At 30.8% G+C, this 16,447-nt stretch carries 16 protein-coding genes; all 16 read right to left on the bottom strand.

The window, feature by feature from the left end; genetic code table 11:
• Positions 1-15 precede the first annotated feature (15 nt).
• Positions 16-1,278, bottom strand: coding sequence for an HlyD family secretion protein (locus tag GQF29_RS15385; protein ID WP_008789939.1), 1,263 nt, complete (start codon positions 1,276-1,278; stop codon positions 16-18).
• Positions 1,275-1,742, bottom strand: a complete 468-nt coding sequence (locus GQF29_RS15380; RefSeq protein ID WP_008789940.1) for a hypothetical protein — start codon at positions 1,740-1,742, stop codon at positions 1,275-1,277. Before GQF29_RS15380 ends, GQF29_RS15385 begins: the two co-directional genes overlap by 4 nt.
• On the bottom strand, positions 1,735-3,945 hold the full coding sequence (locus tag GQF29_RS15375) for a peptidase domain-containing ABC transporter (RefSeq protein ID WP_008789941.1): 2,211 nt from the start codon (positions 3,943-3,945) through the stop codon (positions 1,735-1,737). Before GQF29_RS15375 ends, GQF29_RS15380 begins: the two co-directional genes overlap by 8 nt.
• A 186-nt stretch (positions 3,946-4,131) precedes the next feature.
• Positions 4,132-5,325 (bottom strand): sensor histidine kinase, encoded by a 1,194-nt coding sequence (locus GQF29_RS15370; RefSeq protein WP_017143780.1) that lies wholly within the window; start codon positions 5,323-5,325, stop codon positions 4,132-4,134.
• A 101-nt stretch (positions 5,326-5,426) separates the two neighbouring features.
• Positions 5,427-6,143 carry a LytR/AlgR family response regulator transcription factor gene (locus GQF29_RS15365; RefSeq protein WP_008789943.1) on the bottom strand — a complete coding sequence of 239 codons (717 nt, stop codon included), beginning with the start codon at positions 6,141-6,143 and terminating at the stop codon, positions 5,427-5,429.
• Between the two features lie 72 nt (positions 6,144-6,215).
• The gene (gene hemW / locus GQF29_RS15360; RefSeq protein ID WP_008789944.1) at positions 6,216-7,298 is read right to left on the bottom strand and encodes a radical SAM family heme chaperone HemW; all 1,083 of its coding nucleotides are present in this window, start codon (positions 7,296-7,298) and stop codon (positions 6,216-6,218) included.
• Positions 7,298-8,503, bottom strand: a complete 1,206-nt coding sequence (locus tag GQF29_RS15355; protein WP_008789945.1) for an L-serine ammonia-lyase, iron-sulfur-dependent, subunit alpha — start codon at positions 8,501-8,503, stop codon at positions 7,298-7,300. The genes hemW and GQF29_RS15355 overlap by 1 nt, the downstream gene beginning before the upstream one ends.
• Positions 8,504-9,466 carry a DNA polymerase III subunit delta gene (holA, locus tag GQF29_RS15350; protein WP_008789946.1) on the bottom strand — a complete coding sequence of 321 codons (963 nt, stop codon included), beginning with the start codon at positions 9,464-9,466 and terminating at the stop codon, positions 8,504-8,506.
• A 32-nt stretch (positions 9,467-9,498) separates the two neighbouring features.
• On the bottom strand, positions 9,499-11,487 hold the full coding sequence (locus GQF29_RS15345) for a DNA internalization-related competence protein ComEC/Rec2 (RefSeq protein ID WP_008789947.1): 1,989 nt from the start codon (positions 11,485-11,487) through the stop codon (positions 9,499-9,501).
• On the bottom strand, positions 11,478-11,951 hold the full coding sequence (locus tag GQF29_RS15340) for a ComEA family DNA-binding protein (protein ID WP_017143781.1): 474 nt from the start codon (positions 11,949-11,951) through the stop codon (positions 11,478-11,480). The genes GQF29_RS15345 and GQF29_RS15340 overlap by 10 nt, the downstream gene beginning before the upstream one ends.
• A gap of 91 nt (positions 11,952-12,042) precedes the next feature.
• Positions 12,043-12,252 carry a hypothetical protein gene (locus GQF29_RS15335; RefSeq protein WP_017143782.1) on the bottom strand — a complete coding sequence of 70 codons (210 nt, stop codon included), beginning with the start codon at positions 12,250-12,252 and terminating at the stop codon, positions 12,043-12,045.
• A gap of 190 nt (positions 12,253-12,442) precedes the next feature.
• Positions 12,443-13,447, bottom strand: a complete 1,005-nt coding sequence (gene ruvB, locus GQF29_RS15330) for a Holliday junction branch migration DNA helicase RuvB (protein WP_008789949.1) — start codon at positions 13,445-13,447, stop codon at positions 12,443-12,445.
• Between the two features lie 12 nt (positions 13,448-13,459).
• The gene (gene ruvA, locus GQF29_RS15325; RefSeq protein WP_008789950.1) at positions 13,460-14,026 is read right to left on the bottom strand and encodes a Holliday junction branch migration protein RuvA; all 567 of its coding nucleotides are present in this window, start codon (positions 14,024-14,026) and stop codon (positions 13,460-13,462) included.
• A gap of 85 nt (positions 14,027-14,111) precedes the next feature.
• Positions 14,112-14,798 (bottom strand): DUF554 domain-containing protein, encoded by a 687-nt coding sequence (locus GQF29_RS15320; protein ID WP_008789951.1) that lies wholly within the window; start codon positions 14,796-14,798, stop codon positions 14,112-14,114.
• A gap of 18 nt (positions 14,799-14,816) precedes the next feature.
• Complete coding sequence (gene obgE / locus GQF29_RS15315) at positions 14,817-16,103, bottom strand: GTPase ObgE (protein WP_008789952.1); 1,287 nt, start codon at positions 16,101-16,103, stop codon at positions 14,817-14,819.
• A 58-nt stretch (positions 16,104-16,161) separates the two neighbouring features.
• Positions 16,162-16,446, bottom strand: a complete 285-nt coding sequence (rpmA, locus tag GQF29_RS15310; RefSeq protein ID WP_008789953.1) for a 50S ribosomal protein L27 — start codon at positions 16,444-16,446, stop codon at positions 16,162-16,164.
• Position 16,447 lies beyond the last annotated feature (1 nt).

Here is a 16,447-nt window from a genome sequence, read left to right as displayed (position 1 = left end):
CTACTTTATACCATATTAATTCTTAAAACTCAATAATTCTAATAGCCAATCTAAATAAGTTTCTTTCTCATAGACAATTCTCGCTACAACTGGCATTGATTTTATAACATCTATCTGAGATCCATCTGTCGAATGAAGCTGTTTATTGTCCAAAGACACAAGACACTTATATAACACAATATTTCCTTGTTCTGTTTCTTGTGTTAATGTTCCTGAATCTATCGAAACAAGTTTTCCATTTAGTGTTCCATATTTTTGTATATTGACTCCATTAATCGCAACCTTCACATCATTGTTAAGTTGTACCTTAGAGATATCAGTTGCCTGTATATAGGCTTCTACAATCATCTGATCATCTTTATTGGTACTAATTTCAGCAACTGTTTGTCCTTTTTGAATGGTCACACCTTCCTTGATTGTTGAAAGATAATGAACATAACCATCCTGTGATGCTTTCACTGTTGTAAGAGCATCCTGTGACTGATATGCTTTTAACTGTCCTTCTAGCTCAACTAAGGTAGACTGTAATGCTGTACGAGTATTCCCTGCTTCACTAATCAACTGAATCTTTGTTTGTTCTGCTTGTGAAGAACTTGTCTGAGTTAACTGATTGATTTCTTCTATTAGAGACTCTAGTTCAGATTGTTTTGTTTCTAGAGAAGAATTGAGTTCTTCCTTTTTGGCTTTATCTTCCTCTGTATCTTTCAGTTTATAAATTTGATCTTTTAGAGATTGAATTTCTTGTTCTTTCTTTGTTTTCTTTTCTTCTTTTTGTTTTATTGATTTTTGATTATTTTCTTTTGTCTGATTCTCATCCTCAAGAGAGGATATATAATATCTGACTTTCTCATAATATTCCTGTTCTATTCCTGAATTAGACATCTTATTCTGATGAATATTTAATGAATTGATATATTTATTAATAGCTGATATCTTATCCTTTGTATTTGATATTTGTTTTTGTAGAGCACTGTATTGTACCCCTTCACTCCCACTTGATATTTCAAATAAGATATCACCCTTTTTTACAAAAGTTCCTTCCTGAGAATTGAGTGAAGTGAGAACACCATCGGACAAAGCACTTATATAGATGTTATCAGTTGTCGTAATTGTTCCATTTGCTTCGACAATATAAGACTTGCTCATCCATGAACTCATCCAAATCGCAAATATAATCATAAAAAGAATAAAGAGAATAAACATTGTTAGAAACATGGGTGGTTTCTTATCAAAGAAAATACGTGAATCTTTCAGTTCTGATTTTTGATAAAGTTTCATAACTGCATCACCGGTCTAAAGAAGTCTGTAATGACATATTCCTCACTATCATGAATACAGACAGTATAACTTTCACCAGTACTTTCTAAATCATTTTCATAGAAATAAAGATCAAGTTTTGAATTCACAAAATTGATTTCTAAAGGATTCCCTTCATAATGAATATAAACACAATGAGGACAATCTACTTTTTCAACAATATCAAATTGATTTTTATATTGTCTATAATCATGAGCTTGAATCAACAAATCGTAATCAGTTGTAATATCCCCTTCTTCTGAAATGTTTGTTCCACAGAATTTAATAACTAACGGGCCAAAAGTTTGGACCTTTAAGATATCTAACCGATTGGCAAACTTATTGATTTGCTGATCTATATCTTCAAATGAAATTCCTCTCAGTTCTTTTTTCAGAACATTCTTTAAAACCAACTTTTTATTTTCTAAGACTTCTAACTTAGCCATAATTGATTTCCTCCTCATTTATTACTGTTTTATTGACTTTTAGCATTGTCATATTTTGTAAAGAAATCATCTTTGCATACTGACCATTCATTGCGATTAGTTCATCATGAGTTCCTTGCTCAATGATTCTGCCATTTTCAACAAAACAGATCAGATCACAATTGACTATCGTTGACAAACGATGTGCAATAATAAGTGTTGTTGTATTTTTAATCTTTTTAAACAGTAAATCATGTATCTTTCTTTCACTAAAAGAGTCAAGATGACTGGTTGCTTCATCAAAGATAAAGACTTGTGACTTGGAAAGAATAGCTCTTGCAATAGCTAATCTTTGCTTCTCACCACCAGATAAATTGCTTCCCCCTTCTTCTATGAACGCCCCATAACGATTAGGTAATTTTTCAATGAAGGAACTTGCTCCTGCCAGCTGACAGGCTGTCATAATTTCCTCATACTTTGCTTCTGGATTTCCTATTTTTAAATTATCTATGATTGTTCCAGTAAAAAGTTCTATATTCTGTGGAATATAAGCTATATTCCTTCTTAAGTATGCTTCATCTATATCATGAACATTACAACCGCTTATTGTCACTTTCCCCTCTTTAACATCCATAAACTTTAACAGAAGTTTAGCTATCGTACTCTTCCCTGCACCACTTTCTCCAACAAGTGCAACTCGTTTTCCACTAGGAATAGTGAGATTAAAATTCTTAATGACAGGTGGTCTTGAACCATAAGAAAACTGTACATTTTCAAAACAGATATCACCTAACAAATCAATATCATCAATCAGTTCTTCCCGATGTTCATCTTCTCTATCTAATGACATTAATTCATTCAGTCTTGTCATTGCAATATTCGCTTCCTGAAACGTTAACTGCAAAGATACTAAGCTTTGTATAGGCTCTGTAAAATATTGACTCAATGTCTGGAATACCAATAAGTCCCCAATACTCATTTTTCCATCTATGATAAACATTGCACCAATAGCCATAAATACCAATCCACCTAGTGAATTAATGAAACTCGAAATAACTCCCTGAACATTCTGTAATGTCCCTTCTTTATAACCCAACTTCAGCAATGATACAAAACGATTTTCTAATTTATGAATCTGCTGCATTTCATCATTTTGTGATTTAACCGTCTCTATGTTTTGCATAGATTCGATCAGATGACTATTCAATATGGCATTAGATTCCATTTGTTCATAATTCAATTTCTTATAAGGTTTCTTAAATACATAAATAAGAATAACATTAACAACAATCATCACAATCAATATCAAAAATAAACTTGAATTTAAATGAAACAAAATAACTCCTGTTATGAGTGACAAAACAATATCCAATATTAATGAAACAGATACTGTTGTAAAAATATCTTTAATTGTTAATGCATCTTGAAATCTGGTGATGATATCTCCTACTCTTCTCGATGCAAAAAACTCATAAGGTAAATGAATAATGTGGTTGTAATATCCCATTAACAATGGAATATCAACCTTTCTTGAAAGAAACAAGACAATCTGTTGCTTAAATGCTGATAATAAGTTTTGTGATAAAACAACCAATCCATATGCTAACAAAAATATGTAAAGTTTATTCTTTAATTGATAAGGAATAATTTCATCCATTAACACCTTAGAAAAAGTACTTGAGAGAATTCCTATAATACTTAAAACAAAGCTTGCCAGTATAATCGTTAAGAGCAATCTTTTTTGTGGTAATATTAATGCACAAAACAAATCAAACATCCCTTTATCCTTGTACTTCATCTTTTCAAATTCAGATGTAGGTATCATCATGATTAAAACGCCAGTATAGAGTTTCTGTATTTCCTCTCGTTTCAATTTTATATTTCCTTTCGCTGGATCAGAAACATAAAAGATACCATGACGAACTTTTTGAATGACTACAAAGTGATTCAACCCCTCTGTTGTATGAATTTGTGCAATAGCCGGATATGTCATATCATCTGTTATATCTTTCATCTCTGCACGAACTGCCTTGACTTGAAATTTGAGTTTTTCTAAACCATCAACAATACCTTTTACACTTGTACCATAAAGATCAGTTCCAATAACTTCTCTAATTTTCATTAAAGACATTTCCTGTTTATATACAAGTAATACAGTTGAAATAGCAGCTGCCGCACAATCTGATGCATCATGCTGCATTGTACATGGATATTTCTTAAACATATATTTAACTTCCTTCCTTTTTAACATCCCCAAAATTTAAATAGCCAACTCCAAAAGTATCTACACATATCAATCGCCTCCTTGTATTCAACATACAAAGAAATCTCTTTTCTAACGATTGATTTGTCATATCTGACGTTATTTTGTCATATTCAACAGTCTATGCATAAAAAAAGAAAGATGTTTTTATTCATCTTCCTTACCAATATCAATAACATTATTAAAAAAAACTTCAATAGATAGTCTCCCATTTTCTATCTGTATATCAATGTCGCCATTATATTTATTAGCAATATCTTTTATATTTTTAATACCAATACCATGATTAAATTTATCTTTCTTTGACGTCTTATTTTTTCTTATAAAGTTAATACACTCATCATCATTAACATCATTAACAATTTCTATAAGCAAGTCCTCTTGACTTCCCATAAAATTTAAAGTAATAATTTTTTCATCTTTCCCAACTTTCTTTTCTGCTTCAAATGCATTACTCAAAAGATTATAAACAACAGAATCCAAGTCTATGACATCAATTTTTATAAACCCCGTAACACTATATATCACTTTTAATTCTATATTCTCAGATTTCATATCTTCAATATATGAATTCACAATAGCTGAAATATGACTGTGTGAACATTGGAAAACTTGTTCCTTTTGCATAGTCATTTTTAATTTTTGAATGTAAGAATGTAATTCATTATATGACTTTTGACTTTCCAATTGTGATATAACTCTAAAGTGCCCTTGTATATCATGTTTGAACTTTCTTAAGTGTTCATAATTCTTTACTGTATCAATAAAATAACGTTCTTGCATATTTAAAAGTTCATTTTTTAATTGATTTTGTTTCTTCAATCCATCTTTTTCCTTATAATTTTTCACAAAAACAAAGACACTTATTAAACTACATATAATTGAAAAGTAAGAGACACATAATATTGATATTCTTAACCGTATAGGTATTTCATTCTCCAAATAATTGACAAGCGTTAAAGGCAAAATCCCAGCACATATTCCTAAGATTATATTCATATAAATATAGGAAGGAATATCAGACAAATGGATAACAAATTTTAAATGCTCTCGTACATATTTTATAAAGAAAGAGACACCAATGACAACAAATGCACAACATATACTATATAAATCAATTTGTCTATTGTTATTCATGATTTCATAGGGAAATAAAGATAAAGCCAAATATTGTTGAATAATCATAATTATACATACCACTGATAAAACTATAACACTTCTATGTATTATATATGTTTGTGACATCATAAATAAGAGAAGAATTGGTAAAATAAATGCCAATGTTATATGCGTATAATGTTCTAATGTAAATATACAAATTGCAATCAAAAGAAAACTCATATATATTTTTTTTATTTCCTTTAATCTTTTCTCCAAATAATGAATAACCTAAAAAAAGATATAAACAACAATCAATTAATTGCATGATACTCCAAGATAAATTAGCCATTTCTACACCTATCTTTCCTATAATGAATATACTTTTGAGAGACTTCATTAGTATACTTTCTTGAAACAGATAAATACAAAAGACCATTTTTCCTTTTTAATTCAACACTTCCATATGAACATTTCTGAACATGATCAAAATTAACAATATACGATTGATGAATCCTTGAAAATTGTTTATATGGAGATAAGATTTTCTCCACTTTATTTAACAAAATTCTAAAAACCTTCTCATTTCCTTGTCTATCATAAAAATAGCAATATCCTCCAGACGAATGAATATAAGCGACATTAAAAATATCTATACTTTCTCCAGTAATATTGATTAACTGATGTGATTTATATTCATGCATAATTGTATTTAAATGCTTTTCTAATCTATTCATCTCATCTTTTGGAACAAAGCCATATACATTTCTACCTACAGACTCTATTGCCATATCTCTATGACTTGTCAAAAAAATAATCTTGGAATTTAGTCTTTCCATACATATTTTATCTTTAACTGCTATTCCATTCATAATTTTCATTTCAATATCTAAAATGACAATATCAAAAATCTCATCTGACTCCAATAAATACATGCCATCAGCAAAGAAATAATAAAGGACTGTAATATGCTGTCTAGAAAAAAACAATTTTAAAAAATCATGCACTTTTTCACACATGTATTGATCATCATCACAAATTGCCACTTTAATTATGCCCATCTTCAACACCCCTATGTGAATATTATATCATAGTTTCCATAATTTAGGAATCTTGTCGAAATAACAACAACATTATAAAAAATCAATTAAAATGCTATTTAAATAATTCATTCCTAAAGATGTAGTTTTGATATATCCATCTTTAATTTCAAGCATCTTTAACTTAAGATATTTTTGAATAGGTTCTTGATACTTTATCAGAAAATCAATATCAAACATCTGATTTACTTCATTAATTTCAAGTCCTTCAATTAATCTTAATCCCATCATTATTTTTTCAAACAATTCATCTGCTGGTTCAAGTATGATATCTTCACTCAGATACTGATGATTAAGATATTGAGTAAGACTTTTTGTATTTTCTAAACGGTGATGCTGAATCAAAGAATGGGCAGATAATCCTATTCCATCATAATCTTCATAATGCCAATAAACAAGATTATGTAATGATGGTTTATATTTATAGTAGTTACTGACTTCATAATGAATCATTCCCTTAGTTTCAAGATAACGATTAATTTCCTGATACCATTTCGCATCCTCTTCATCATCTAAAGGTTGATAGTTTTGATTTTTTAAAAGAGTATGCTCCTCTAAAATTAATGAGTAAATAGAAACATGAGAAGCATCTAAAGAATTAACTATATCAATATCTTTATAAACATCTTTTAAAGTTTGATTTGGTAGACCATACATCAAATCAACATTAATATCTGTTATCCCTTTCGCTTGCGCTTGTTGAATAACCTCAATGGTTTCTAAAGATGTATGAACTCTGTTGATAGCTCCCAATAATTTATCTTGAAAAGTTTGAACACCAACACTTAATCTATTAATAGAATTGTTTACAAACAAATCTATTTTTTCTTGATCCATAGATTCAGGATTCACTTCAATAGTGAATTCTTTCACGCATTTGGTAAAAGGTGACAAAATATCAAATAACTTTTGAAGTTGTAATAAATTTAACGAACTAGGTGTACCACCACCTATATAAACCGTATCATAATTACCACTTATTTGTTTATGCTGAATTTCGTAAACCAAAGCATCAAGATATTTTTCTACCCACTCAGTTTTATAAAAAACCTTACAAAAATCGCAATATGCACAGATGTGATCACAAAATGGAATATGAACATATAATGATTTCATTATAAGCCAAATTCCTTCGCCAATCCACCTAATGATGTCTCTTTATACGCACTTGATAAATCTTTTCCAGTTTCTTTCATAACACGAACAATTGCATCAAAAGAGACTTTATTTTTACGTAGATATCCCAATTGTTTAGCCAACATAGCCGCATCTAGAGCTCGAAGTGACCCATAGCCATTTCTTTCAATACATGGAATTTGAACATAGCCACCAACAGGATCGCATGTTAAACCTAAATTGTGTTCCAATCCCATTTCTGCTGCATATTCGATTAATGAATTGTTTAATTCATAAATCCACGCCATCGTTGCAGCTGCCATTGCACAAGCTGAACCAACCTCTGCCTGACATCCACCATCAGCTCCAGAAATTGTAGCATTGGTTTTCACAACATTCCCAAAAATTCCTCCAACTGCTAATGCTTTAATAAGGTCTTTCTTTTCTATATGTAATTGCTTATAACAATAATATAAGATAGCTGGCATAATTCCACTTGCACCACATGTTGGAGCCGTCACAATTTGTCCACCATCAGCATTTTCTTCTGCAACAGCATAGGCATAACTTGAAATAAACAATCTCTCACGGTCAGCCTCACGGCGTGTATTTTGAGCTTGTTGAAACATTGATTTTGCAACTCTTTTGAGTTTCAGTTTTCCTTGAATCGTTCCTTCTTTTTTTAAGCCACTTTCAACACTTTGAAACATTGCATCTAATATTTTATAAAGAAATTCTACAAAAGAATCATCTTCATTTTCTAACACATAATCATACAACGAAATGCCTTGTTCTTCTACATATTTTAAGATTTGATCCATGTTTTTTTGTTTGTATACTTCTTTAGGCTTTTCTTCCATATCACCTTTAAAAAGTATTGAACCACCACCAATTGAATAAACTTCAATTGCTTTTATTTCTTGATCCTTTTGATCAAAAATATGAACAATCATTCCATTAGGATGATACGACAAAGCATCACTCTTAAATGAAAAGGTAACAGGAATAGGTGAAAATGTCTTTTCAATAATATAGTCTGTTAAATGCCCTTTACCTGTTAATGCTAACGAACCATGTAAATCAACATGAAAACGCAAGGCATCAGGGAACAATTCTAAAATACGTTTTGCAGCACGTTGTGGCCCCATTGTATGTGACGATGAAGGTCCTACTCCTATTTTATATAATTCTCTTAATGATTCCATTTATTGTCCTCCAATTCTAATGAGAAAAAGTTCTAATCCTCTAAATCTATCAATTTTACCTGTCTTTATATTCACATCAAGTTGTGAAAGTTCATCTAATTTCTGCAATAATTCTTGAATATCATAATCTTTTCCATCTTGACGCACATATTTTAATCGATATGGATTTAACGATAACATTTTTGCTATTTCTTGATCATTATACCCTTTTCGGTCTAATAACTTCACTTGATATAATAAACGTAAAGAATTAGCTATCAAAACAATCAATTTAATAGGTTCTTCATTGTTCATCATTAAATCTTTATATATTTGAATACTTTTCCCTGTTTCTTTATTTAAAATAGCTTTGGTTAATTCAAAAACATTCTCTTCTACTTGCTTTGCAACCATAATATCAATAGTTTCTCTTGTAATATGTTGAGAATATAAACACAACTTATTAACCTCTTGAGAAATCTCCAATAAATCATTTGGCATTCTCGATAACAGAAGTTCTAAAGCATCATCATCTATTTCACATCCACGTTTTTTAATTGCCTGATGAGTTGTTTTAAAAAGCTGATGGTGATCAAGTTTTCCAACCTCAATAAATCGTAAATCTTTTCTTAACTTCTTAACAATCTTTTTTCTTTCATCAAAGTTCTTTTGATCATGATAAATAACAAAGATGGTTGTTGGATTCTCTTTAGATAAATAATCCATTAACATTTGAATATCTTCCTCATTAACATCCTTTTGCTTTTGAGTTGTTAAAAACAATGGATTTTTCATAATAATCATTTTGTATTCAGTTAGAAAAGGTGGGGTTAAAGCATCTTCAATCATTTCTGAAATAGATGTCTCATGACACCAATATGTTATCACATTCATATCTTCCTCATGAATACGATATTGTTTTTTTAAAGCAGCTAATTTTTGTTCCATTAGCATCTTTTCTTCACCATAAATAACACAATTCATTTAACCACCTCACCTTTATCATTATACATGAATCACTTCAAAATGTAACGTGATTTTCCATAAAATCGTATATGAAACATTCCATCTTCATCAGTTCTTAAAATTGTTATTTGTTTACGTTTTAATCTTTCTATAACTTCTGATGATGGATGATGATACATATTATTTTTCCTAACTCCAATCATAGCAATGTCAGGTTGTATCATTTGTAATAAAGAGGCAGAAGTTGCTGTTTTGCTTCCATGATGAGATATTTTTAAAATATCCACATTTAAATTTCGATATTGTTTCCTTAAATCTTCTTCAACCTGTGATGAAGCATCTCCTGTGAATAGAATACGATTTTCAAACAACTCAACAAGCATAATCAATGATTGATCATTATTATCAAAATAAATTTTATTGCTCTTGAACATCTTGACTTTCATACATCCGATTATTCTTTCTTCTTCATATCGATCAATTACCTGGTCAACATGAAAATGTTCTATCAGTGACTCTAAAGCTCCACAATGATCGAAATCACTATGTGATATATAAACATAGTCAAGTTTCTGAATTCCGATAGACTTCAAATAAGGAATAATTGTCTGAGTTGCTAAATCGTAATCTTTATTCCCGCCTGTATCAATGAGAATATTCCCTTGATTCATAGGCAAACGAATCAAAGTGCAATCACCCTGTCCTACATCAATCATAGTCACTTCTGCATATAATTTATATTGACTATAAAATGAAAAAGTCACTAGCAAAGCAATCATAATAGAAATATTTATTTGTATAGATTTGTGCTGCTCTATTCTATACAGAATCATAAAATAGAGAATATAATACATGATGATGAAAGAAAATGATGGTTTTGAAAAAACAATAAATTGATTTATACGCTCTACAAATATCATAATACTTTGTAACCATTGAATACATAGTGAAAGTGGTAACAAGAAGACTGGTATTATAATTGATAAACAACAAAAACAATAAAATGCCTCTATAAAAGGCGTTAAGATATTTCCCACAACAAAAGCAACAAGAGGAATCTGATAATTTAGAGTTAGGATAATTGGTAAACCAGACAAATAAATCATCAATGCAGAAGACTTTATGTGTTTAGTTACTAAAACAATAAAGTAAATAAAATATGAAAATATAAATGAAATATTATAAATGATATATGGATTATAAAGCAAGGAAACAATTACAAGCAAAGAAAGAACATCCAATTGATTCAACCATTTTTTCATAATTTCATATAGAACCATAACAAAAAAAGCACGATACAAAGAAATATTTATAGGAATTGAAAAAACATAAATTCCTATAAAAACATAGGCTAGCCATTTGGCATACTTTTGATGAACACATATTCCTAAACCCTTTTTTAACATCATATATAAAATATGAACATGCATTCCTGATAAGGCAAACAAATGAATTAATGACAGTTGAGAAAGCTGTTGATATTCATTTTGAATATCTTCCGTTCTTTCTCCCAATAAAAATAATCTTTGATAATTAGACACATCTTTTTCAGACGATAAATGATCTTCAATCCATTGGTACAAAGAATATGTTGAATTCTTAACAGAAAGTTGTTTTAGCTTTCCTTTATAAAATATTTTTTGACTATATAAATAAAGTTTTTCATTAAAGGCATTATCATTAGTATTTTCACTCATATCTAATATCTTAAAAGTAAATTGAACTGTATCACCATAGCGAATATCTTCTTCATGATAGAGTTTCATGACCCCCTCATGAAATCTTACGTAACAGTATTTGTCACTCGTTTTGATAACTTGTCCAGTTATACTATGAGGTAGTTCTTGAATACCATCTCTAGGAATAACAACAATAATTGATAGTAGAATTGCCACAATAACATATCGAATCCCAAATCTTTTATATAAATAAAACATAAAACCAAATAAAAATAAGAATGACAACTCATGATAATAAACACCAATTACCACCAACAGACAACTGACAGCATAATAAAAGATATGATATCTTATAAGCATAATAGATCTCTCAATCTCAAATAAGTTTTCTCACCAATTCCTTTAACTTTCATAATATCTTCAATTGTATAAAAAGGTTGTTCCTTTCGATAATCAATAATTTTCTGTGCAGTTTTTTCACCAATTCCACTTAGTGTCATCAATTGTTCTTGTGTCGCATGATTAAGTGAGATAGATTCTTTTTGGATACTTGGCAAATAGAGTCGTGATTCATCTACAACTGATAAATTTAATGACAAAGCTGATAAATTAGCTTGTTGTGTCACACCTACCTCATCAACAATATCTCGAATCGTTTTTTCACCATCATATTCATATTTTCCTTCTTTTAAAAATTCTCCTTCCAAAATAACATAGGAATGACTTTCTTGAGTTTCTATAATCTTTTCCGGCTTTTGAAAATCATAAGCAACTGAACATAAAAACAAAATAATAAAACCACATATTTGATATTTCTTCTTCATCCTATCCTCCTTTAAAATGTCATACATCAGTATGTAAAAAAAGAATGACATTGATTATTCTACAATGTTATTCTCTAGATTATTCCACCAACTATATGACCCTTGTTTTGAACTCTTCATAATTTAAATCATTCATAACAAGATAAATCGCTAATTCAAGTTGAGTATATGTACAATGTAATATCCTATGAATAGGATTAACACTATATTTCATTTTTATCAATTTCTGAACAATCTTCAACATTTCTCCTCTTCTTTTCTGCCTTGTCTTTTTCCTCTGTTGAGTTCTGTTTTCATCCATAATCTATCTTGCTAAATTCTTTATATAAGAAATACTCCTTCTTCATTAAATACTCTTATATATGTCTATCGCCCCCCCTGTCACATCACTTTCCTGTTTTCCTTCACGACTTTTCTCATTATCAAATAATATCCTAAGATTATCCTTCATAGTTATATCAACAATAAATTTCTTGTATAAAAAAAGAGACCTAAGTCTCTGAATCTCTTGAAATATGAAAATGCTGATAAGCTAATTCTGTAACAACTCTTCCTCTTGGTGTTCTTTTAATGAGACCAGTTTGTAATAAATATGGTTCATAGACATCCTCAAGTGTCATAGGTTCCTCACCAATACTTGCAGCCACAGATTCCAATCCAACTGGTCCTCCTCTAAAACGATGAATAATTCCTAAAATATATTTATGGTCAACATCATCCAGCCCTAATTCATCAACTTTTAATCTTTGCAACGCTTCCACTGTTCGGGCTTTAGTGATGATATCATCACCATTGTACTGTGCAAAATCACGTACTCGTCTAAATAAACGATTTGCAATTCTTGGAGTTCCTCTTGAACGTTTTGCCAGTTCACTTTGAGCTTCTAAATCCATATCCATATGATAAACACGACTTGTACGATTAATAATCTGAGTTAATTCATCTTCATTATAATACTCCAATTTTGAAACAATCCCAAATCGGTCCCTTAATGGCGCAGATAAATCTCCTGCTCTTGTCGTAGCCCCAACAAGTGTAAAAGGTGGTAAATCAATACGTATAGACCTTGTTGAAGCTTCTTTACCAATAACAACATCCACACAAAAATCTTCCATTGCTGGATATAATATTTCTTCAACAACCTTGTTCAAACGATGAATTTCATCTATAAACAAAACATCACCTGGCTCTAATGAAGTCAATATAGCTACCAAATCACCAGTTTTCTCTATACTTGGCCCTGTTGTTGTTTTTAAATGAGTACCCATCTCATTTGCGATAATCATTGACATTGTTGTCTTTCCAAGTCCAGGTGGTCCATATAACAAAACATGGTCTAGAGTTTCATCTCTTAGTTTTGCAGCACCAACAAAAACTTTCAGATTGCTCTTCAAATGACTTTGTCCAACATATTCATCAAACGACTGAGGACGAAGTTGATTTTCTTCATCTTCATTATGTGATTTCACATCTAAGACATCACGTTCATAATCCATAATTATCCCCCCCTATCCTTTAACAAGCAAATTTAAAGCTTTCTTAACATAACCATTTGTATCTAAGTGTTCTTGTGACAAAGTATTCATAACTTTATCAACTTCTTGACGCTTATATCCTAATGCTATCAAAACTTCAATAGCTTCATCAAACTCTACAGATGTCAATATCATTTCACTAATAACACCATTAAACTTTCCTTGTAAATCTAAAATAATCTGTTGTGCTGCTTTCGGTCCTATGCCAGGAATTTTCTTGAGATAAACAATATTCTTAGATTCAATCGCCTGGATAATTGCATTCACATCTCCAGTGGCCAAAATACCAATAGCCGTTTTACACCCGATACCTTTAACCATAATTAATTTCAAGAATAAATCCTTCTCTTCTTTAGACAAAAAGCCAAATAGTAAAATACCATCTTCTTTCACTTGCTGATATACATACACCAATGTTTCTTTACCTTTTGTAAATTGATATGGATTAGAAACATATATTAAATAACCAATTCCTTGATTATCAACAACGATATGATCTCTTGCCATATCAACAATAATACCTTTAATATAACTATACATACAAGACTCCTATTTCTTAACATTTGCATCTATTATAACACAGAAATTAGCGGATACAAAAAAATGAGAAACATTTTCTCATTTTTTATATAAACAAACATAATAAAATAGGTAAAAACATTGCTGGAATATAATTCATCAATTTTATTTTTGTAATCCCTAATAAATTCAAGCCTGTTGCAATAATAACCAATGACCCAACACAAGTCATTTCGTTAATAACACTTGTTGTCAAAAGTGGTGCGGCAAGTGAAGCTAACAAAGTTAATCCTCCTTGATAAACAAGAACAACTGCAGCTGATAACATAACACCAATCCCAAGTGTTGAAGCAAAAATCATTGATGAACAAAAATCTAACGTTGATTTTGTATATAACATTGTATTATCATTCATTAATCCAGCATTTAAACAACCTACAATTGTCATTGAACCTACACAAAACAATAAACTCGATGTAATTAATCCCTCAGCTATTGAATGTTTTTGTCCTTCTTTTTTCTTCATATATTTCTTTTCTAAACGATTTACAAATTCTGTAATACGTCTATCAATATCAATGCTTTCCCCTATCACAACACCAATAACCATTGATATAATCATAATCAATGTATTTTCACCCTTGAAAGCGCCTTGTACACCAATAAAAAGAGTACACAAACCCAACGCCCTCATCATTTGTTGTGAAATTCGCTCTGGAATACCTTTATTCACAACTAACCTAATGAAACTGCCTCCTATAACAGTCATTGTATTAATAAGTGTTCCTAACATAATAGCTTCACCCTCTTATTATTCGTAAAAATCAAATTCAAAATCAAGAATTCGAATGGTATCACCTTGTTGAACACCAGCAACACGCAAAGCATCATCCAAACCAATATTACGCATTTTCTGAGCAAAACGTTTGATCCCATCATCGCTATTTAATGCAGCCATTTGAACAATTCTTTCGACTTTTTCACCAGAAACTTCCCAAACACCATTTCCTTCATTGAAAATTTCGAAACCAATTTCATCATCACTCTCATATTTATACAGAACACTATTTTCAACTTCCTCTTCTTCTGTAGCAAATGATGGCGTTTTATCTAATAAATCTGCAATAGCATAAAGTGGCATATCTACGCCTTCTTGAATCAAAGCAATAACTGGAAAAACTGGAATATCATCTCCTAATTTTTCTTTAAAGATTTTCAAATTCTCTTCAGCACCAACCTCATCCATCTTATTAGCAATAATCACTTGAGGTCTTTCCAACAAACGATATTTATAATCACCTAACTCTTTATTAATTGCCAGATAATCTTCGTAGGGATCACGTCCTTCAGTTCCACCCATATCAATAATATGAACAATAACTCGGCATCTTTCAATATGTCTTAAAAACTGATGACCTAAACCTTTACCTTGGCTAGCCCCTTCAATTAAACCAGGTAAATCAGCCATAACAAATGATCTTCCATCTTTTGCTTGAACAACACCTAAATTAGGAACAATTGTTGTAAAATGATAATCAGCAATTTCAGGTTTAGCACGTGTAACAACTGATAGGAAAGTTGATTTCCCAACTGAAGGAAATCCTACCAAGCCAACATCAGCCAATAACTTTAACTCACAAGTCAAATTATATTTAATTCCTGGTTCCCCACGTTCACAAATTGTTGGGGCAGGATTGCGGCTTGTCGCAAAACGGGTATTCCCACGTCCACCACGTCCACCTTTAGCAATAACAGCACGCTGTTTGTCTTCAGTTAAATCAGCCAATATTTTTCCAGTATCTTCATCGTAAATAACAGTTCCAACTGGGACTTTCAAAATCATATCACTAGCATCAGCACCATGCATCTTTTTCGCCATACCATTTCCACCATTACGTGCTTTATACTCACGATGATAACGAAAATCTAACAATGTTGACAAGGATGTTGTTGCTTCAAAAATGATACTTCCACCTTTTCCACCATCTCCACCAGATGGACCACCTTTCGGAACATGAGCTTCACGTCTAAATGCAACAACTCCATCTCCACCTTTACCAGCTTCGACATAAATCTTAACTTTATCAATAAATTTCATTTCTTCACCTTCTCTCATATTTATTCAAAAAAAGAACCCCATTACAAGGGGTTCCCCATTAAGCAGCTGGATAAACTGAAACTTTAGTTCTTGTTCTTCCGTCTCTTTCGAATTTAACAACACCATCTACTTTAGCAAATAATGTGTCATCTCCACCTTTACCAACATTTACACCTGGATGAATTTTCGTTCCTCTTTGTCTGTAAATGATTGAACCTGCTGTACAGAATTGTCCATCAGATAATTTAGCCCCTAATCTTTTTGAGTGAGAGTCACGACCATTCTTAGTTGACCCAACACCTTTTTTAGAAGCGAATAACTGTAAATCTAATTTGAACATCATG

Origin of the sequence: Coprobacillus cateniformis (assembly GCF_009767585.1) — a bacterium.
GTDB classification, from domain to species: Bacteria; Bacillota_I; Bacilli_A; order Erysipelotrichales; family Coprobacillaceae; genus Coprobacillus; species Coprobacillus cateniformis.
Note: the sequence above shows the minus strand (reverse complement) of the source record. Positions and strands in the feature narration are given on the sequence as shown.